We start from the raw sequence: 19,954 nt of genomic DNA on the forward strand, positions 1-19,954 counted from the left end.
CCAAACGGCGCTGAAAATAGCGCCTGTTTGATTTCATTGAATTGGGGAAGGCGTGTCTACGGCGGAAGTATTGAATAAGGAAGCGCTGGCGGTTCAGGTTCTGCGGGACACGTTCGGCTACCAGCAATTCCGACCGGGTCAGCAGGAAATTATCAGCGCGACGCTCAGTGGGCAGGACTGTCTGGTGATCATGCCGACAGGCGGCGGTAAGTCGCTGTGCTATCAAATCCCTGCACTGGTGATGGACGGGCTGACGCTGGTGGTGTCCCCGCTGATTTCACTGATGAAAGATCAGGTCGATCAGCTTCAGGCCTATGGCGTGTCGGCGGCCTGCCTGAATTCGACACAGACGCGTGAACAGCAGCTTGAAGTGATGGCGGGTTGTCGTACCGGCCAAATCAAACTGCTGTATATTGCGCCGGAACGCCTGACGACAGACAGCTTCCTCGATCATCTCGCCCACTGGCAGATCGCCCTGATCGCGGTGGATGAAGCGCACTGCATTTCCCAATGGGGCCATGATTTCCGCCCTGAATACCGCGCGCTGGGGCAGATTAAACAGCGTTTTCCGCATCTTCCTTTCATCGCTTTGACGGCCACCGCTGACGAGACCACGCGCAACGATATCGTTCGCCTGCTGGATCTTCAGTCGCCGCTCATTCAGATCAACAGTTTTGACCGCCCGAATATTCGCTACACGCTGGTAGAGAAATTCAAACCGCTCGATCAGCTCTGGATGTTCGTGCAGGGGCAGCGGGGGAAAAGCGGCATCATCTACTGCAATAGCCGCTCCCGCGTGGAAGACATTTGCGCGCGTTTGCAGGCTCGCGGGCTGAGCGCAGGGGCTTATCACGCCGGTCTGGATAATGAACGGCGTGCGCAGGTGCAGGAAGCGTTTCTGCGTGACGATCTTCAGGTGGTCGTCGCGACCGTCGCATTTGGTATGGGCATCAACAAACCTAACGTACGGTTTGTGGTGCACTTTGATATTCCGCGCAACATCGAATCCTACTATCAGGAAACGGGGCGTGCCGGACGTGACGGCCTCGCTGCTGAAGCTGCGCTGTTCTACGATCCGGCTGATATGGCATGGCTGCGCCGCTGTCTGGAAGAAAAACCCGCCGGGCCACAGTTGGATATTGAGCGCCATAAGCTCAATGCGATGGGGGCGTTTGCCGAAGCGCAAACCTGCCGTCGTCTGGTGCTGCTGAACTATTTCGGTGAAGGGCGCCAACAGCCTTGCGGTAACTGCGATGTTTGTCTCGATCCGCCGAAGCGCTACGACGGGCTGGTTGAGGCACAAAAGGCGCTGTCCTGCGTGTATCGGGTCGGGCAGCGCTTTGGTTTAGGGTATATCGTCGAGGTGTTGCGCGGCGCAAATAACCAGCGTATCCGGGACTTCGGCCATGACAAGCTGCCGGTTTACGGCATCGGCAAGGATAAATCGCAGGAGCATTGGGTCAGCGTGCTGCGCCAACTGATTCATCTGGGCTTGCTGAACCAGAACATCACGATGCATTCCGCCGTACAGCTTACCGAATCGGCACGTCCGGTATTGCGGGGAGAAGTGCCGCTACAGCTGGCTGTGCCGCGAGTGATTAACCTGAAGCCTCGCGCGAATCAGAAATCTTATGGCGGAAATTACGACCGTAAGCTGTTCGCCAAATTGCGTAAATTGCGTAAATCCATTGCGGATGAAGACAATATTCCGCCTTACGTGGTGTTCAGCGATGCGACGCTGCTGGAGATGGCGGAACTGATGCCGATCACCGCGGGTGAATTGCTGAATATCAACGGGGTCGGTCACCGTAAGCTTGAACGCTTTGGTGCGCCCTTCATGAACATGATTCGCGATCATGTCGATAATGATGACGAGTAACGCTCGCCTTATCTGATTGCATTTAAAAAAACAGGAAAACCAAGATGCTGATGCTATTTCTGACGGTGGCGCTGGTGCATTTCATTGCGCTGATGAGCCCTGGGCCGGATTTCTTTTTCGTTTCACAAACCGCGGCCAGCCGTTCCCGCCGTGAAGCAATGATGGGTGTGCTGGGTATTTCTCTGGGCGTGGTGGTCTGGGCGGCGATCGCGCTGCTGGGGCTGCATCTGCTGTTGCAAAAAATGGCCTGGCTGCATACCGCCATTACCGTCGGCGGCGGGCTATATCTGTGCTGGATGGGCTGGCAGATGCTGCGCTCCGCACGGCGTAAAGCGCAGCTGGAAACCACGCAGGAAACGGCTGTTGTGTTGCCTCAGCGTGGCAAAACCTTTATGCGCGGGTTATTGACGAATCTGGCTAACCCGAAGGCGCTGATCTATTTCGGCAGCGTGTTCTCGCTGTTTGTTGGCGATAGCGTTGGCAGCGGTGCCCGCTGGGGGCTGTTCGCGCTGATCTCGATTGAAACGCTGATCTGGTTCAGTCTGGTCGCAATGGTTTTCGCCTTGCCGGCAATGCGTCGCGGCTATCAGCGTCTGGCGAAATGGGTGGATGGCGTAGCGGGCGTGTTGTTTACCGGTTTCGGCCTGCACCTGATTTTCTCTCGCTGACATTTCCCCAGAGCGTTTCTGGTGGAGAACAACAGCGCGCCGTAATTTGATACGACGCGCTGTCTTTATCAGGCCTTTCTCGCGGTGGCGAGTAACGCGCCAACCAGCACAAACAGTGAACCGAATATCCGGTTGAGTGTCTTCATCTGCCGTGGGCCTTTCAGCCACCCGGCGATCCGCGTGGCCAACGTGGCGTAGCCAATCATCACGATGATATCGACCACAATGGTGGTGACGCCCAATACCAGATACTGAGCGGCCTGCGGCTGGTGGGGGATAATGAATTGTGGGAACAGCGCCGCCAGAAACACGATGCTTTTCGGGTTGGTCAGATTCACCAGCACCGCACGTTTAAACAGTCTACGACGCGGCATCGCGCTGGCGATCGCCTGAAGGTCCAGTGCGCCCGCGGCACGCCATTGCTGAATCCCCAGCCAAATCAGATAAGCCGCGCCCAGCCATTTCAGCATATCGAAAGCCAGTACCGACTGGTTAAGCAGCGCGCCTAGCCCGATGCCGACCAGCACGATATGAATCGCCAGCCCGACCTGCAAACCACAGATGGAGGCCGCTGCGCCGCGATAGCCGTGGCTAATGCCGGTGCTCATGGTGTTGATGGCGCCCGAGCCGGGTGACAGGCTGAGAATAAGCGTTGTGAGTAAATAGGTTAACCACCAGTCCAATGTCATGAAGCATGCCCCTGAATCACGTTCTGTATTACGAGAGTCTGTCTGTTTTTTATGTCACAATACGCTGGTGCTCTACCGCTTGTCATGTTCTTCCGCTAGCTTTAGTTTTCCCGCGTCACCGGAGAGGTGTGATGGTTCAACGCCACAATACGTTGTTTACGTCGGAACGGTTAACGCCTGAGGGGTTAACCTCGAACCTGCTAACGCGAGAAGCGCAGTTTGCCGCTTTTGCTACCGGAGAATTACTGGATTTTTGGCGTCAGCGCGAAGAGGGCGAATTCTCTGGCGTTGATGACGTCCCTATCCGGTTTGTTCGTTTTACCGCGCCACAGCACGACAAGATTGTCGTTGTCTTTTCTGGCCGCATCGAAAGCTACGTCAAATATAGCGAAGTGGCGTATGACCTTTTTCATAGCGGTTATGATGTGCTCATCATGGATCACCGTGGGCAAGGGCGATCGGGTCGGGTGTTGCAAGACGGCCACCGTGGACACGTTGTGCGTTTCAGTGATTATGTCGATGATGCTGAAACGCTGTGCCAGCAACATATTGGCCCGAAGCACTATACCCGCCGGTTTGCCTTAGCGCATTCGATGGGGGGCGCGATTCTGGCGCAGCTTCTGATTCGCCAACCTGAGATGTTTGATGCCGTAGCGCTATGCGCACCGATGTTTGGCATTCGTTTACCGCTTCCTCATTGCGTTGTCGGATGGATCGTCGATTGGGCGGAACGTTGCCCAGCGATTCGTGATTACTACGCCATCGGCACCGGACAGTGGCGCCCGCTGCCCTATCGGATGAATGTGCTGACGCACAGCCGTGAACGTTACCAGCGCAGCATTCGATTTTATGCGGACTCACCGGATTTGCGCATCGGCGGCCCTACCTATCATTGGGTGCGTGAGGCGATACAGGCGGGGAAACAGCTGTTGGCACAGGCCAGCGCTGTCACCACGCCACTTCTGCTGCTACAGGCGGGAGAGGAACATGTGGTGGATAACCGCAGCCAGAATGCGTTTTGCCAGATACTGACACAGAACGGTAACGCTAACTCAAACGGCGTGTTGCAGGTTATCCCCGGTGCGCGGCATGAAATTCTCTTTGAAACGGATCACCTCCGCGCTCAGGCATTTACGCTGATTCTGGCGCACTTTGCGCGTTATCATTAATTTTAGACTGTTGGCACGCCGTTCAACGGACGCTGCCAGCAACCTCGTTAATTTTTTGCGGCGCGTGCCGCCACAACACACCAGAAGTGAGATCTCATCGCTATGTACCATGTCGTTGCTTCCGATTTAGATGGCACACTGCTGTCACCTGACCACTCGCTGTCCCCGTATGCGAAAGAAACCCTCAGACTGCTGACGGAAAAAGGGATTCACTTTGTGTTTGCGACCGGACGGCATCACATGGATGTCGCGCAGATCCGCGATAACCTCGGTATCAGCGCGTTTATGATTACCTCGAATGGCGCGCGGGTGCACAACTCGCAGGGAGAACTGATTTTCAGCCATAACCTAGATCAGGACATCGCCCGCGACCTTTACAGCATCGTACACAATAACCCCGATATGCTGACGCACGTTTACCGCGATGATGAGTGGTTTATGAACCGTCCGCGCGCGGAAGAAGAGCGCTTCTTCAAAGAGTCGATCTTTAAATACAAGCTGTTTGAACCTGTATTGCTCGAAACCGATGGCGTCAGCAAAGTGTTCTTTACCTGTGATTCCCATGAGCAGCTGTTGCCGCTGGAAGAAGCGATCAATGCGCGCTGGGGCGACCGCGTCAACGTGAGCTTTTCGACACTTACCTGTCTGGAAGTGATGGCGGGCGGTGTGTCTAAAGGCCATGCGCTGGAACAAGTGGCGAAGATTATCGGCTTCTCGCTAAAAGAGTGTGTGGCGTTTGGTGATGGCATGAACGACTACGAAATGCTGTCGATGGCGGGTAAAGGCTGCGTGATGCAAAACGCGCATCAGCGCCTGAAAGATATGCTGCCGGATCGCGAAGTGATTGGGTCTAACGCGGACAGCGCGGTGCCGAATTACCTGCGGGAACTGTTTCTGAAGTAATCAGCGCTGAGGTTGTGCTGTGATTTATGGCACAAACGAAGGCGGCGTCATCATGACGCCGCCAGAGGGATGCTACAAGAGTGCGTTAAGCGCGACTGGCTAACTCTGCTTTATGCTTTTTCTCATTCAGCATAACAACAACCAACAGAAGTACCGCCAGAACGCTGCCGCCGATCATCACCATGAAGCCGCCGTCCCAACCGAAGAAGTCAACGGTGTAGCCGACGATGGCGCTAGCGGCAACAGAACCACCGAGGTAACCGAACAGGCCGGTGAAGCCCGCTGCGGTACCCGCTGCTTTTTTCGGTGCCAGTTCCAATGCATGCAGACCAATCAGCATGACTGGGCCATAAATCAGGAAGCCGATGATGATCATACAGGCCATATCCACACCTGGGTTACCGGCTGGGTTCATCCAGTAAACGATGGTTGCTATTGTCACCAGCGTCATGAAGAACACGCCCGTTGCACCACGGTTGCCTTTGAAGACCTTGTCGGACATCCAGCCGCACAGCAGCGTGCCTGGAATGCCTGCGTATTCGTACAGGAAGTAGGCCCAGGAGGATTTATCCAGTGCGAAGTGTTTAACTTCTTTCAGATAAGTTGGGGACCAGTCGAGGATGCCGTAACGCAGCAGGTAAACGAAGACGTTGGCGATCGCGATGTACCACAGCAGTTTGTTCGGGAAAACGTACTGCATGAAGATCTGCTTAGCTGTCAGTTCTTCTTCCGCTTTTTCATTGTAATCAGCAGGATAATCGTTTTTGTATTCTTCAATCGGTGGCAGACCACAGGATTGCGGTGTGTCACGCATCAGGGCAAATGCGATAAGTGCAACCAGAATCGCGGCGAAGGCAGGCATGTAGAGTGCGGCTTTCCAGTCGTTAAACCAGGCCATACCCAACAGGAACAGCAGAGGCGGAAGCCCACCGCCGACGTTGTGAGCACAGTTCCAGACGGACACGATACTGCCTCGTTCTTTTTGTGACCACCAGTGAACCATGGTGCGTCCACACGGTGGCCAGCCCATCCCTTGGAACCAACCGCACAAGAACAGCAGAACGAACATGACAGCAATGCTAGAGGTTGCCCACGGCACGAAGCCCATAAACAGCATGACCGCAGCGGCCAAAATCAGACCGGCAGGCAGGAATACGCGCGGGTTGGAACGGTCAGATACCGAACCCATGATGAATTTGGAAAAGCCGTAGGCGATAGAGATACCGGACAGTGCAAACCCGAGGTCACCGCGTGAGAAGCCCTGTTCAATCAGGTAAGGCATGGCCAGTGTGAAGTTTTTACGTACCAGATAGTAGGCGGCGTAGCCAAAAAAGATCCCCATGAAAATCTGCCAGCGCAGGCGGCGATAGAGCGGATCAACGTGTTCTTGCGACACGCGCGGCTGGTGGGCGGCGGGCCTAAAAATACTCAGCATAGATATCTCCAATGCGAAAAAAAACGATAGCTTTTTTGTTCTATTACGAACGTTATTGTAAGGGGATAGCGTGCAAATGAGTGTGATTCATGACGCTAATGTTACACTTTTATGAAACTGTGACGATTTTTGCGCTCATGTTAACAGAATCGGAAAATTCCACAGTGCGGTTTTAGTGACCTAAATCACACTTATTGTTTTTAAATCCCATTTTATTTTCGTTTAGTGTTCGTTTTTGCTCTTTATCAAACATTAACCCTTCTTTCTGTGTCCCAATAGCAACATGTAGACCATCCGCCTGGAGCGAGAACATGATGCAAATTACGGGGAACTGGCGTGAAACTGACGTGGTTGTCATCGGCGGTGGTGCAACGGGAGCAGGAACGGCACGGGACTGTGCCCTGCGTGGACTGCGCTGCCTGCTGCTTGAACGTTATGATATTGCGACCGGCGCGACCGGGCGTAATCACGGCTTATTACACAGCGGTGCCCGTTATGCGGTAACCGATGGCGAGTCTGCCCGCGAATGTATTGAAGAAAACCAGATTCTCCGGCGGATTGCTCGCCACTGTATTGAACCTACTGACGGCCTGTTTATCACCTTGCCTGAAGACGATCTCGGTTGGCAGGCTCAGTTTATTACCGCCTGTCAGCAGGCGGGAATTCGCGCGCAGGCGCTGGACCCGCAGGAAGCGTTACGACTGGAACCGGCAGCAAATCCGGCGCTGATTGGCGCGGTGCGCGTGCCGGATGGTTCGGTCGATCCTTTTCGCCTGACGGCGGCCAACATGATTGATGCCTGCGAGCACGGCGCGGAAGTGCTGACCTATCACGAGGTCATCGGGCTGATTCGCAAGGGCGATCGTATTACCGGCGTGCGCGTTTTCGACCATAAAAAAGGTGTAGAAACAGAAATCTATGCTCAGGTGGTGGTCAACGCGGGCGGTATTTGGGGGCAACACATTGCGGAATATGCCGATCTGCGTGTGCGCATGTTCCCAGCAAAAGGTGCGCTGTTGATTCTTGGGCACCGCATCAACAACATGGTGATCAACCGCTGCCGTAAACCGGCGGACGCCGATATTCTGGTGCCGGGCGATACCATTTCGCTGATTGGCACCACCTCAACCCACATCGATTACGATCAAATCGACACTATGCTGGTAACGCCCGCCGAGGTGGAAACGCTGATGCGGGAAGGCTCGATGCTGGCACCGACGTTGGCGAGCACGCGCATTCTACGCGCCTATGCGGGTGTCCGACCGCTGGTTGCCAACGATAGCGACCCGAGCGGACGTAGCGTAAGCCGCGGTATTGTGCTGCTCGACCATGCCAGCCGCGACGGGCTTGAAGGATTTATTACCATCACCGGCGGCAAGCTGATGACCTACCGCCTGATGGCGGAGTGGGTAACTGACGCTATTTGTAAAAAGCTGGGTCATGACGTGGCCTGCTCGACGGCACAGACGCCGCTGCCCGGTTCTGAATCGCTGGAGGAGGTGAAGTCCGCTCCTCATCCCCTGTCTGCTTACCCTGCGGCAAAACCGCTCTCTGCACCGCTGCGCGGTTCGGCGATCTATCGCCACGGTGAACGTGCCGGAAGAATGCTGTCCGGTGAGCGTCTGGACCGCAGTCTGGTGTGCGAATGCGAGGCGGTGACGGCGGGAGAAGTGCGCTACGCCGTGGAATCGTTACAGGTGAATAACCTGATTGATTTACGTCGGCGCACCCGCGTGGGTATGGGCACCTGTCAGGGTGAACTCTGTGCCTGCCGTGCGGCAGGTCTATTATGCCGTCTGGGCACCGCAACGCCGGAGCAGTCGCTCACGCAGCTCAGCCAGTTTTTGAATGAACGCTGGAAAGGCATTCGCCCGATTGCGTGGGGCAATGCGCTGCGCGAAAGCGAGTTTACCAGCTGGATTTATCAGGGATTGTGCGGCCTGACGGCCAGCGACAGTCAGGAGGATCGTCATGCGCTATGACGTTGTGATTATCGGCGGCGGACTGGCGGGATTGACCTGCGGTATTCGCCTGACGGAGCAGGGAAAACGCTGTGCGATTGTTAGCGCGGGGCAGAATGCGCTGCATTTTTCTTCCGGCGCGCTGGATTTACTCTCCCATCTCCCCGACGGGCAGCCCGTGAGCCAGCCACTCGATGCGCTGGATGAACTGGCGCGTCAGGCTCCTCATCATCCTTATTCCCGCATGGGCGCGGCGGCAGTGGCGGCGCTGCTGCCACAGGTCGAGGCGCTGCTGGAACGCAGTAATATCACTCTGCTGGGCAATCATCAGCAGAACCACTGGCGCATGACACCGCTAGGTAAGTTTCGCGCCTGCTGGCTGAGTCCGGTCGATGGCGTCACGCGTGGTCTGCCGGATTCCCGCTTTGGTGATAATCCGCTGATTGCGGGTATCGAAGGCTTTCTGGATTTTCAGTCCCGTATTGTGGCCGGTACGCTTCAGACGCAGGGGATCTCGGCACGCAGTGATGAACTCAAGCTGCCCGTGTTGGATCGGTTGCGTCAGAACCCCAGCGAATTCCGCGCGGTCAATATCGCCCGCGTGCTCGACCGACCGGAAAATCGCTCGGCGCTGCTGGAGGAATTGTCGCTTCTGGCTAACGGTAACGATGCCATCATCATGCCAGCCTGTCTGGGCTTGGACAGCCCTGAAATCATCAATGAACTTGCTGATGCGTTAGGTAAACCGGTGCTGCTGCTGCCGACATTACCACCGTCATTGCTTGGGTTACGCCTGCATCAGGCGCTGTCGCAGCGCTTTCGCCAACTGGGCGGCATGGTGATGCCGGGCGATCGTGCGGTGCGCGCCTCGCTGTCGCCGCAGGAGATTGCCGTCCATAGCCACCATCATCGCGATATTCCGCTGCGAGCTAAGCATGCGGTGCTGGCGAGCGGCAGCTTTTTCAGTAACGGATTGGTGACGACATTCGATCGGGTGACCGAGCCGGTCTTTGGGCTGGACGTTCGAGTCGCTGACCAGCGCGAGGGCTGGAGCCAGCAGGATGTGTTTGCGCCACAGCCTTATATGCAATTTGGTGCAATTGTCGACGAACACCTGCATCCGCGCATTGGGGGCGAAACGGTCAACAACCTGTACGCGATAGGCGCGGTGCTGGAAGGCTTCGACCCGATTGTGCAGGGATGTGGAGCGGGGGTTTCCTTGCTCAGCGCACTTCATGTTGCCGAACAGATTTTGAAGGAGGGCAACCCATGAGCCTGCTTAGCGATAACAGTTTTGAAGATTGCATTAAGTGTACGGTGTGTACCACATACTGTCCGGTTTCACGCGTGAACCCGCTTTATCCCGGCCCGAAACAGGCAGGGCCGGACGGTGAACGCCTGCGGCGCAAAGATCCGGCGCTGTATGATGATGCGCTGAAATACTGCACCAACTGCAAACGTTGTGAGGTCGCGTGCCCGTCGGATGTCAAAATTGGTGACATTATTCAGCGCGCAAAGGGGACGCACAGCACCCACAAGCCGACGCTGCGCGATGCGATTCTGAGCCATACCGATCTTATGGGGTCAATTGCCACGCCGTTTGCGCCGCTGGTGAATACGGCGACCAGCCTGAAACCCGTGCGCCAACTGCTGGATAAAGCGTTGAAAATCGACCATCGTCGCCAGTTGCCGAAATATTCATTCGGCACCTTCCGGCGCTGGTATCGCCAACAGGCAGCAAAGCAGCAGGCCTATGATGAGCAGATCGCCTACTTCCACGGCTGCTATGTGAACTACAACCATCCACAGCTGGGTAAAGATCTGGTTCAGGTCTTTAACGCGATGGGCATTGGCGTCCAGTTGCTGAATAAAGAGAAGTGCTGCGGCGTGCCGCTGATTGCCAATGGTTTTCACGACAAGGCCAGAAAGCAGGCACATGCGAATATCAAATCGCTGGATGAGGCAATCAATCAGAAATCCCTGCCGGTAGTCGCGACGTCATCCAGTTGTACGTTCACGCTGCGGGACGAGTATCCACATCTGCTGGGCGTGGATAACGGCCATGTGCGCGATGGCATCGAACTGGTGACGCGCCAGCTCTACCGTCTGCTGGAAGAAGAAGGACGCTCGCTGCCGCTGGGTAAATTGCCGCTGCGGGTGGCGTATCACACGCCTTGTCACTTGGAGCGAATGGGCTGGACAGCGTATACCCTGGCGCTGCTGCAACGCATCCCCGGTCTGGAACTGGTGATGCTGGATTCTCAGTGCTGCGGTATTGCTGGCACCTACGGTTTCAAGAAAGAGAATTACGCCACGTCGCAAGGCATTGGCGCACCGCTGTTTCAGCAGATTGAAGAGAGCGGCGTCGATATCGTGGTGACGGACTGCGAAACCTGTAAATGGCAGATTGAGATGTCGACCAGCAAAAAATGTGAACACCCAATCACCCTGTTGGCGAGGTCACTGGCGCAGCCAGAATAACAGGTGGCAGGGAGCAAAACGTGTAATGCCAATCGCTTAAGCGTGAACGTAGGGGAAACACGGTGATGAGGTTCCCGTAGGGATGCCTCGCACCGTGGTAGCCCCAGTATCTCGATCTTGAAACGATGGGTGTTAAGCAAAACAGATTATTTCCCTACTCTTGTTGAGAATAAGAATTTATCGCAAAAAGCACTTTACAGGTGCGAATGATAATGATTATTATTGCTGTGCGTTCTGGGGAGCGATGTCATGTGCCTGTGTTAATAACCGATGGTGTTCATGACGGTTCGGCTTCCCTGTGAAGGCACGACATTGCTCACATTGCTTCCAGTATTATTTAGCCAGCTCGGGTGCTGGCTTTTTTTTTGCAATTCCCTTCCAGCCCGTCATCCCGTTCTGATTTTTCGAACAGAGCGGTGAGTTTTTTGCGCTATCTTATTTACCGCCGCCCGTTACACTTTCCTTATCAAAAACGCGGGAGGAAATAACATGATCTATTTACGTCAAGCGCAAGATCGCGGACATGCGAATCACGGCTGGCTCGACAGCTGGCACACGTTCTCATTTGCCGATTATTACGATCCTGATTTCATGGGGTTTTCGGCACTGCGCGTCATTAATGAAGACTTTATTGAAGGCGGTCAGGGCTTTGGCACGCATCCGCATAAAGATATGGAAATTCTGACCTATGTATTGTCCGGTGCGGTTGAGCATCAGGACAGCATGGGGAATAAAGAGCAGGTGCCAGCGGGCGAATTCCAGATTATGAGCGCGGGCACGGGCATTCGTCACTCTGAATACAATGCCAGCAAAGATGAACAGCTGCACCTGTACCAAATCTGGATTATCCCAGAAAAAACCGGGCTGACGCCGCGCTACGAGCAAAAGCGCTTTGATGTGCAGCAAGGGCGTCAACTGGTGCTGTCCCCAGATGCACGTGAAGGTTCGCTGAAAGTCTTTCAGGACATGACGCTGTGGCGCTGGGCGCTGAAAGCGCAGGAGCAATCGGTGTACCCGATTCAGGCTGACCGCCGCGTCTGGGTTCAGGTCGTGCGCGGTACGGTAGAGATTAACGGCCAGAAAGCGGAAACCAGCGATGCATTCGCGGTTTGGGATGAAACGGCGATCGCCGTGCACGCCAGCGAGGACAGCGAAATCCTGCTGTTTGATCTGCCGCCAGTATAACGGCGAGTGAGAAAAGTGAAGCAGCCCGCGTAGGAAAGGACGCGGGCTTTTTATTTATCACGACCTGATTACATCATTCAGATTCTGCCCTCAGTCTTTACTTTCCTGACGCTTTTTTTGATAGACTTAGATTACTGTTTTTCAGGCATTTTAGTCGACGATGAAGAAAAAAAGACCCGTTCTCCAGGACGTTGCTGACCGCGTGGGGATTACCAAAATGACGGTAAGCCGTTATTTGCGTAATCCTGCTCAGGTATCCGCTGCGTTGCAGGAAAAGATCGCTATTGCATTGGATGAGCTGGGCTATATCCCCAACCTCGCGCCGAATATGCTCGCCAGCGCCACCAGCCGCGCAATTGGCGTGCTGCTGCCGTCATTAACCAATCAGGTTTTCGCCGAAGTTTTGCGCGGGATTGAACGCACGGCGGAAGCGCACGGCTACCAGACCATGCTGGCGCACTATGGCTATCATCCTGACAGAGAAGAACAGCGTCTGACTTCCCTGCTGTCGTATCACATCGATGGACTTATTCTGGCCGAGCGCACCCACACGCCGCGAACGCGCCAGATGCTGGACGTTGCTGGCATTCCGGTTGTCGAGCTAATGGATTCTGTTTCGCCCTGTCTGGATATGGCCGTCGGATTTGATAACGTTGAAGCCGCCCGACAGATGACTCTGCGTATGGTCGCGCTGGGGCATCGTCATATCGTCTATCTCGGTGCGCGTCAGGATGAGCGTACGATTATGCGCAGTCAGGGCTACGAGCAAGCGATGTGGGAAAGCGGGCTCAAGAGCTATTGCGTGATGAGTGAGCGGGCATCGTCCTATTCGCTCGGTGGCGAATTGCTGCGGCAGACGCAGGCGGAATACCCGCAGGTCGATAGCGTATTTTGCACCAATGACGACTTAGCCGTCGGTGCGATGTTCGAATGCCAGCGGCAGGGGTTGCGCGTGCCGGATGACATTGGTGTAGCCGGTTTCCACGGGCATGACATTGGTCAGGCGATGGTGCCGAAGCTGGCTAGCGTACTGACACCGCGTGAACACATGGGACGCGTCGGCACCGAACAACTGCTGGCTCGTCTGCGGGGCGAGCCCGTTACGCAGGAGAGGGTCGATGTCGGCTTTACCGTGCTGGACGGCGAAAGCCTCTAAGCCGCTGTGTTAGCCTGCCGCGCGCAGTGCGTCAACGCAGCGTTGCACGACGTCTTCCCGAGTGCCGTCAATATCGACTTTCAGGACATCCGGCTCATCGCTACCCGGTTCTTCCAGCGCATCGAACTGGCTTTTCAGTAGGTCTGTCGGCATGAAGTGGCCTGCTCTGGCTTTGTGACGCTCCAGAACCAGTTCGAAGCTGCCTTTCAAATAGATAAACACCATCTTTTCGTTGCCTTCGCGCAGGCGGTCGCGGTAACGCTTTTTCAGCGCGGAACAGACGATGATGCCGGTCTCGTTTTTGTGCGCCAGACTGTAGGCGACATCGCTGAGACGCTCCAGCCACGGTGCGCGGTCGTCGTCATTCAATGGCGTACCGCTGGCCATTTTCTGGATATTCGCGCGCGGGTGCAGATCGTCGCCGTCAATAAATTTTGCCTGAATGGCGCGGCCAAGTTCAGCGCCAACTGAGGATTTTCCACTGCCTGATACGCCCATCAGAATAATGCTTCGACCTGACATAATTTGATCTCTATCCCAAACTGTAAATTAAATGATACTTAATGGTTCCATACTTTAACATGTTACCCGTATCATGTTACCGGTATCAAATGATGATGTGATACACCTCACAAACAATTAGCCAACCCAGACCGAGTGCCCTAAAGAGATTATTAACGATGACAGAAATCACCTCCGCCTATAGCGCCAGTGTGTTGTTGACCATTGCCGCTGGTGCAGTCGCACTGTTATTGGTGCTGATTATGCGCTTTAAAATCCATGCGTTCCTGGCGCTGACACTCGTCAGTCTGGTAACAGCATTGGTAACAAAAACACCTTACGAAAAGATTGTGCCGACGCTGCTGAGTGGTTTCGGTAGTACGCTGGCATCCGTTGCCCTGCTGGTTGGACTAGGGGCAATGATCGGCCGCCTGTTAGAAGTGACCGGCGGCGCGAATGTGCTGGCGGATACGCTAATTAATAAATTTGGCGAACATCGTGCACCTTTTGCGTTAGGGGTTGCTTCTCTGCTGTTCGGCTTCCCGATCTTTTTTGATGCCGGTCTGGTTGTTATGCTGCCGATTATTTTCAGCGTGGCAAAGCGCTTCGGCGGCTCGACGCTAAAATATGCGTTTCCTGCGGCGGGCGCGTTTGCCGCTATGCACGCCTTGGTACCCCCACATCCCGGCCCCGTTGCTGCGAGTGAATTGTTAGGCGCCAACATCGGCCTGCTGGTGATTATCGGGGGCCTCATCGCGCTACCGACCTGGTATTTCGGCGGCTACCTCTATGGGTTGTACGCCGGTAAAAAATTCGACATCAAACTGCCTGCAAGCTTCTTGTCTGCGGTTGAAACGGATACGGCTGTTAAACCACCGCGCTTTTCCGTGGTGTTGAGTATTCTGCTGCTGCCATTAGTGCTGATTTTTCTCGATACTGGGCTGAATACGCTAACGGTGATGGGGGTAGTGAGCGGTGATAACGGCGTGGTGCAGTTCTTACGCATGTTGGGTAAAACGCCAGTTGCATTACTGATCACGGTGTTATTTGCGTTGATGGTCTTTAGCGGCAGCAAAAGCCGAGCGCATCTGGAAAAAATTTGTGATGGGGCATTAGGGCCAATTTGCGCCATTATTCTGGTAACTGGCGCAGGTGGCATGTTCGGTGGCGTTCTGCGTGCTAGCGGAATTGGCAACGCGCTATCTGGTGCACTGGCAGATACGGGCTTGCCTGTTATCGTTGCTGCATTTGTGGTGTCGATGGCACTGCGTGTAGCGCAGGGTTCTGCAACGGTGGCACTGACGACCACGGCGGCGTTGATGGCACCCACAGTGGCGGCGACCACGGGATTAAGCCAGTTTGACCTGTGCTTTATCGTGGTGGCGATTGCGGGCGGGGCGACTGTGCTGTCGCATGTGAACGACTCCGGGTTCTGGCTGGTCAGTCGTTTCCTCGAAATGGATGAGAAAACGACCCTGAAAACCTGGACGGTGATGGAAACGCTGCTCGGCACCATTGCGTTCCTGCTGGCGTTAGTGGGAAGTATTCTTCTCTGATGTGTTTAGCCCCCTCCTTGCGGAGGGAGGCTTTTAGTCACATTTTTATGCCGACCAAGAGACGGTTTCGTGCGCGATAATGTCGTTATTTTCATGCTACTTCGTAGCACGCGCCCGACATGGGGCGGCTCAAACGCCGCTCGCCCCATGACCCCAGGCTTCTGGCTAAATTATGCCGCTACGCGGTGCCATCGGCGTTCATGACCACTTTTCGAGCCGACTGTGACGCGCTCCCGGCGCGGCACAGCCTTTCGCGGCGTCCTTGCCGCTCACTCGGTGGTCATGCCCATCGCTGCATAATTTTTACGCCAGATAACGTCAACCCCCACACTAATTTGCACATTTATGCATAAGACACAGGGGGAAACGGAGCTGCTATAACTTCATGTAGGCACGCACGCCGTCGAGGAACATCTGCGTCGATAGCATGACCAGAATCAATCCCATCAATTTCTCCAGCGCACTCACGCCTTTCTCACCCAGCAAGCGCAAGAACACATCCGACATCAGCAGGATGATGAATGAAATCGTCCAGGCGATAAACAGCGCCAGCGTCAGGTGAGGTAGCTGGTTGGGATACTGGTGGGAAAGCAGCATCAGCGCCGCGAGGATCGACGGCCCCGCTACCAGTGGAATCGCCATGGGCACCAGAAACGGCTCTTCTCCGGCAGGCAGGCCGCTGCTATTGCCTTCCTGCGAAGGGAAAATCATACGAATCGCGATGAGGAACAGCACGATACCGCCGGAAATCGACACGGTTTCGGTGCGCAGATTCAGGAATGCCAGAATGTGTTCACCGGCGAACAGGAAGATCAGCATCAGCCCGAGTGCGATCAGCATTTCACGTATTAGCACCACACGTCGGCGTTTGGGGTCGAGGTGTTTGAGTACGGACATGAAAATCGGCAGATTGCCGAGTGGATCCATAATGAGCAACAGCAGCACTGTTGCGGAGATCATTTCTGTCATTTTGGTTTTTTACTCCCGAAACCTTGTTTCCTGACCTCGGCCATCTTTATGGGTTGACCAACGTGATTATCCTGCGTCAGGTTGATGATATTAGAATGACTGCTGAAAAAGGGCGTGCTATCGAATAAATTCACTTGCGACTTTAGGTACATTTTGTAAGGCTGAATGACACAATTATTTACGGGTTTACGACACGACGCGCGCGCGACCTCTGCGGGAGATCACCGAACCAGCAATCACTCAGCGCTATCGACGTTAGCCAGAATTCTTTTTGTTACCCCCAAAGCAGGACAGTTACCATGAAAAATGTTGGTTTTATTGGCTGGCGCGGTATGGTCGGCTCGGTTCTCATGCAGCGCATGGTGGAAGAACGCGACTTTGATGTGATTCACCCGGTATTCTTCTCGACTTCTCAGCACGGCGAACCTGCTCCGGCGCTGGGTGGTCATAAAGGCGTGTTGCAGGATGCTTATAATATCGATGCACTGTGCGCGCTGGACATCATCATTACCTGTCAGGGCGGCGATTATACCAATGAAGTTTACCCAAAGCTGCGTGAAAGTGGCTGGCAGGGTTATTGGATCGACGCCGCATCCTCACTGCGTATGAAAGATGACGCGATTATTATTCTGGATCCGGTTAACCACAGTGTGATTCAACAGGGTCTGGATAAAGGCATCAAAACCTTTGCCGGCGGTAACTGTACCGTCAGCCTGATGCTGATGTCATTGGGCGGTCTGTTTGCGAACAATCTGGTGGAGTGGGTTTCTGCCGCGACGTATCAGGCGGCTTCCGGTGGCGGTGCGCGTCACATGCGTGAACTGCTGGCCCAGATGGGTTCGTTACACGGTGAAGTGGCGAAAGAGCTACAGGATCCGGCCTCTGCGATTCTGGATATCGAACGTAAAGTGACCGCGCTGACCCGTAGCGGTTCGCTGCCGACCGATAACTTCGGCGTGCCGTTGGCAGGTAGCCTGATTCCGTGGATCGACAAGCAACTGGATAACGGCCAGAGCCGTGAAGAGTGGAAAGGTCAGGCTGAAACTAACAAGATTCTGAGCACCAGCAGCGTCATTCCTGTTGACGGCCTCTGCGTCCGCGTTGGCGCCCTGCGCTGCCACAGCCAGGCATTCACCATCAAATTGAAAAAAGACGTAGCGCTGCCGGAAATCGAACAACTGCTGGCAACCCACAATGACTGGGTGAAAGTGGTGCCGAACGATCGCGATATCACCATGCGTGAGCTGACGCCTGCTGCGGTAACGGGCACGCTCTCCACGCCGGTGGGTCGTCTGCGTAAGCTGAACATGGGGCCGGAATACCTGTCCGCCTTCACGGTCGGCGATCAGCTGCTGTGGGGAGCCGCTGAACCGCTGCGCCGTATGCTGCGCATCTTGCTGTAGTTATCTTTCTATCGTTCTTCTGCTTTTCTGGCGCAACATCGTTTGGTGTTGCGCCATATTTCAATGACGGGCCTGACACTCTTCTTATTATGATATCTGACGTTTCCCCCCTCACGCCGCACTATCCAACTGTCCCAATGCCTTGCGCGCCGAAATCAGCGGGACGCGTACTTCGACCCGAGTGAATTTATCTGCTTCGCTGACCACCGTGATGCCATAGCGGTTGCCGTAGCGTGCTTTAATGCGGCGGTCGACCAGATTCATACCCAGCCCATCCCCGCCGCTGCGGGGCTGATAGGTGCCCGCGTTATCTTCCACTGACAGTTCCAGCGTGTTGGCGTGCAGGCGTCCGCTAATGTGGATGTGCCCGTGTTCAATCATCTGTGAAGTACCATGCTTAATCGCATTTTCGACAATCGGTTGCAGGGAAAATGCCGGTAATCGGGTTTCGCGTAGCTCCTTCGGCAGTGAAATCTCTACGGTCAGGTGATCGGCAAAGCGCGCTTTTTCGATTTCGAGATAGGCGTTAACGTGCTCCAGCTCGTCATTGAGCGATACTTCATCGTTGCTGCGCTTGAGGTTTTTACGGAAAAACGTCGACAGAGACAGCACTAACTGACGGGCGTGAGCAGGATCGCGCCGTATCACGGCAGACAGCGTGTTGAGTGCGTTAAATAGAAAGTGCGGGTTGACCTGCGCGTGTAGCAGCTTGATTTCCGATTGGGCCAGTAGCTGTTTCTGCTGTTCAAAGCGGCCCGTCAGAATCTGTGCGGAAAGCAGGTGGGCGATCCCTTCCCCCAGCGTGCGGTTAATGCTGGAAAATAGCTTATTTTTGGGCTCATAAAGCTTGATCGTGCCGACAACGCGCTGATCTTCGCCACGCAGCGGGATCACCAGCGTGGAGCCGAGTTTACAGTGTGATGAAACCGAACAGGTATAAGACACCTCGTTGCCGTCGGCGTACACCACCTGATTGTTGTCTATCGCCCGACGCGTATGTGATGACGTGATAGGTGTGCCGACGTTGTGGTGATCGTCGCCCAGTCCGATGAAGGCTAGCAGTTTGTCGCGATCGGTAATGGCTACGGCACCCACCCCCAGCTCTTCATACAAAATACGGGCGACGCGCATACTGTTTTGCGGGTTGAATCCCTGACGTAGCGCCCCTTCGGCGCGGGCGGCGATTTGCAGTGCTTTGGCGGAAAACGCGGAGGTGTATTTTTCAAAAATGGCGCGTCTGTCGAGCAGGATGCGCATGAACATGGCGGCACCGATGGTGTTGGTGATCATCATCGGTAGAGCGATATCTCGAACCAGTTCAACGGCGTTATCAAACGGACGGGCGACCAGCAAGATAATCGCCATTTGCAGTATCTCCGCTACCAGTGCGGTCAGGCCGACGACGAGGGGTTGGAACAGCAAATCGATGCGGTTGCGGCGTGCCAGATAGCGGTGTAACAGCCCGCCGAGCAAGCCTTCGGCAATCGTCGACAGCATACAGGCCAGCGCAGTCATTCCGCCCATCGAATAGCGGTGTAATCCGCCCGTTAACCCGACGAGAAAGCCGACGGAAGGGCCGCCCAGCATACCGCCGAGCACGGCGCCCGTCGCGCGGGTATTGGCAATAGAATCGTCTATATGCAGCCCGAAATAGGTTCCCATGATGCAAAACACGGAAAAAACCAGATAGCAGACCAGCTTGTGCGGCAGACGGATGGTGACCTGCATCAGCGGGATGAACAGCGGTGTCTTACTGAGCAGATAGGCGATGACCAGATAAACACACATCTGCTGTAACAGGGAAAGAATCAGATCAACCTGACTAACCATAGACGGGGTCTCTTCACACACAATTTGCAACATATATAATCGCCAAATTGTACTGCTTTTTCCCTATGAACAAATCGATATTAAACAAAAGATGCTAATTGTCCTGTGTCATAACTTATTCATATAAATATAAACGGAAAAATTGCATTAATTCTCTGATATTTCCCCA

16 protein-coding genes are annotated in these 19,954 nt (G+C 54.8%); 11 read left to right on the forward strand and 5 right to left on the reverse strand.

The features are described from left to right. Positions 1–52: 52 nt before the first annotated feature. The gene (gene recQ / locus H0248_RS19095; RefSeq protein WP_015842059.1) at positions 53–1,879 is read left to right on the forward strand and encodes an ATP-dependent DNA helicase RecQ; all 1,827 of its coding nucleotides are present in this window, start codon (positions 53–55) and stop codon (positions 1,877–1,879) included. A gap of 44 nt (positions 1,880–1,923) precedes the next feature. Then, entirely contained in the window at positions 1,924–2,547 is a 624-nt protein-coding gene (gene rhtC, locus H0248_RS19100; protein WP_010284889.1) for a threonine export protein RhtC, read from the forward strand. Positions 2,548–2,615: 68 nt separating this feature from the next. On the opposite strand, the gene rhtB is transcribed toward rhtC, so the two are convergent. Further along, positions 2,616–3,236 carry a homoserine/homoserine lactone efflux protein gene (rhtB, locus tag H0248_RS19105; protein WP_180787108.1) on the reverse strand — a complete coding sequence of 207 codons (621 nt, stop codon included), beginning with the start codon at positions 3,234–3,236 and terminating at the stop codon, positions 2,616–2,618. Positions 3,237–3,367: 131 nt separating this feature from the next. Between rhtB and pldB the strand changes: the two genes are divergently transcribed. Both pldB and yigL read left to right on the forward strand, forming a co-directional pair. Further along, positions 3,368–4,405 carry a lysophospholipase L2 gene (gene pldB, locus H0248_RS19110; RefSeq protein WP_180787109.1) on the forward strand — a complete coding sequence of 346 codons (1,038 nt, stop codon included), beginning with the start codon at positions 3,368–3,370 and terminating at the stop codon, positions 4,403–4,405. 102 nt (positions 4,406–4,507) lie between these two features. Then, entirely contained in the window at positions 4,508–5,308 is an 801-nt protein-coding gene (gene yigL / locus H0248_RS19115; RefSeq protein ID WP_180787110.1) for a sugar/pyridoxal phosphate phosphatase YigL, read from the forward strand. Between the two features lie 85 nt (positions 5,309–5,393). Here the strand turns inward: yigL and glpT are convergent, their stop codons facing one another. Beyond that, positions 5,394–6,743 (reverse strand): glycerol-3-phosphate transporter, encoded by a 1,350-nt coding sequence (gene glpT / locus H0248_RS19120; RefSeq protein WP_180787111.1) that lies wholly within the window; start codon positions 6,741–6,743, stop codon positions 5,394–5,396. Positions 6,744–7,054: 311 nt separating this feature from the next. Here glpT and glpA point away from each other — a divergent pair, with 311 nt between their 5' ends. From glpA to gntR, 5 genes are all read left to right on the forward strand, one after another. Next, entirely contained in the window at positions 7,055–8,725 is a 1,671-nt protein-coding gene (gene glpA, locus H0248_RS19125; protein WP_180787112.1) for an anaerobic glycerol-3-phosphate dehydrogenase subunit A, read from the forward strand. Then, entirely contained in the window at positions 8,715–9,977 is a 1,263-nt protein-coding gene (gene glpB / locus H0248_RS19130) for a glycerol-3-phosphate dehydrogenase subunit GlpB (protein WP_180787113.1), read from the forward strand. The genes glpA and glpB overlap by 11 nt, the downstream gene beginning before the upstream one ends. Then, complete coding sequence (gene glpC / locus H0248_RS19135) at positions 9,974–11,185, forward strand: anaerobic glycerol-3-phosphate dehydrogenase subunit GlpC (RefSeq protein WP_180787114.1); 1,212 nt, start codon at positions 9,974–9,976, stop codon at positions 11,183–11,185. Before glpB ends, glpC begins: the two co-directional genes overlap by 4 nt. A 489-nt stretch (positions 11,186–11,674) precedes the next feature. Next, positions 11,675–12,370 carry a pirin family protein gene (locus H0248_RS19140; RefSeq protein WP_180787115.1) on the forward strand — a complete coding sequence of 232 codons (696 nt, stop codon included), beginning with the start codon at positions 11,675–11,677 and terminating at the stop codon, positions 12,368–12,370. 160 nt (positions 12,371–12,530) lie between these two features. Next, the gene (gene gntR, locus H0248_RS19145) at positions 12,531–13,526 is read left to right on the forward strand and encodes a gluconate operon transcriptional repressor GntR (protein WP_180787116.1); all 996 of its coding nucleotides are present in this window, start codon (positions 12,531–12,533) and stop codon (positions 13,524–13,526) included. A gap of 9 nt (positions 13,527–13,535) precedes the next feature. On the opposite strand, the gene H0248_RS19150 is transcribed toward gntR, so the two are convergent. After that, positions 13,536–14,048 (reverse strand): gluconokinase, encoded by a 513-nt coding sequence (locus H0248_RS19150; protein ID WP_010277892.1) that lies wholly within the window; start codon positions 14,046–14,048, stop codon positions 13,536–13,538. A 158-nt stretch (positions 14,049–14,206) separates the two neighbouring features. Between H0248_RS19150 and H0248_RS19155 the strand changes: the two genes are divergently transcribed. Next, complete coding sequence (locus H0248_RS19155; RefSeq protein WP_180787117.1) at positions 14,207–15,583, forward strand: GntP family permease; 1,377 nt, start codon at positions 14,207–14,209, stop codon at positions 15,581–15,583. 375 nt (positions 15,584–15,958) lie between these two features. On the opposite strand, the gene H0248_RS19160 is transcribed toward H0248_RS19155, so the two are convergent. Continuing rightward, positions 15,959–16,552, reverse strand: coding sequence for a YhgN family NAAT transporter (locus tag H0248_RS19160; RefSeq protein WP_010277887.1), 594 nt, complete (start codon positions 16,550–16,552; stop codon positions 15,959–15,961). A gap of 299 nt (positions 16,553–16,851) precedes the next feature. On the opposite strand from H0248_RS19160, the gene asd reads away from it, so the two are divergent. After that, complete coding sequence (gene asd / locus H0248_RS19165; protein ID WP_180787118.1) at positions 16,852–17,955, forward strand: aspartate-semialdehyde dehydrogenase; 1,104 nt, start codon at positions 16,852–16,854, stop codon at positions 17,953–17,955. 111 nt (positions 17,956–18,066) lie between these two features. Here the strand turns inward: asd and H0248_RS19170 are convergent, their stop codons facing one another. Further along, on the reverse strand, positions 18,067–19,785 hold the full coding sequence (locus H0248_RS19170) for a sensor histidine kinase (RefSeq protein WP_180787119.1): 1,719 nt from the start codon (positions 19,783–19,785) through the stop codon (positions 18,067–18,069). Positions 19,786–19,954 lie beyond the last annotated feature (169 nt).

This window comes from Pectobacterium brasiliense (assembly GCF_013449685.1).
Lineage (GTDB): Bacteria > Pseudomonadota > Gammaproteobacteria > Enterobacterales > Enterobacteriaceae > Pectobacterium > Pectobacterium brasiliense_A.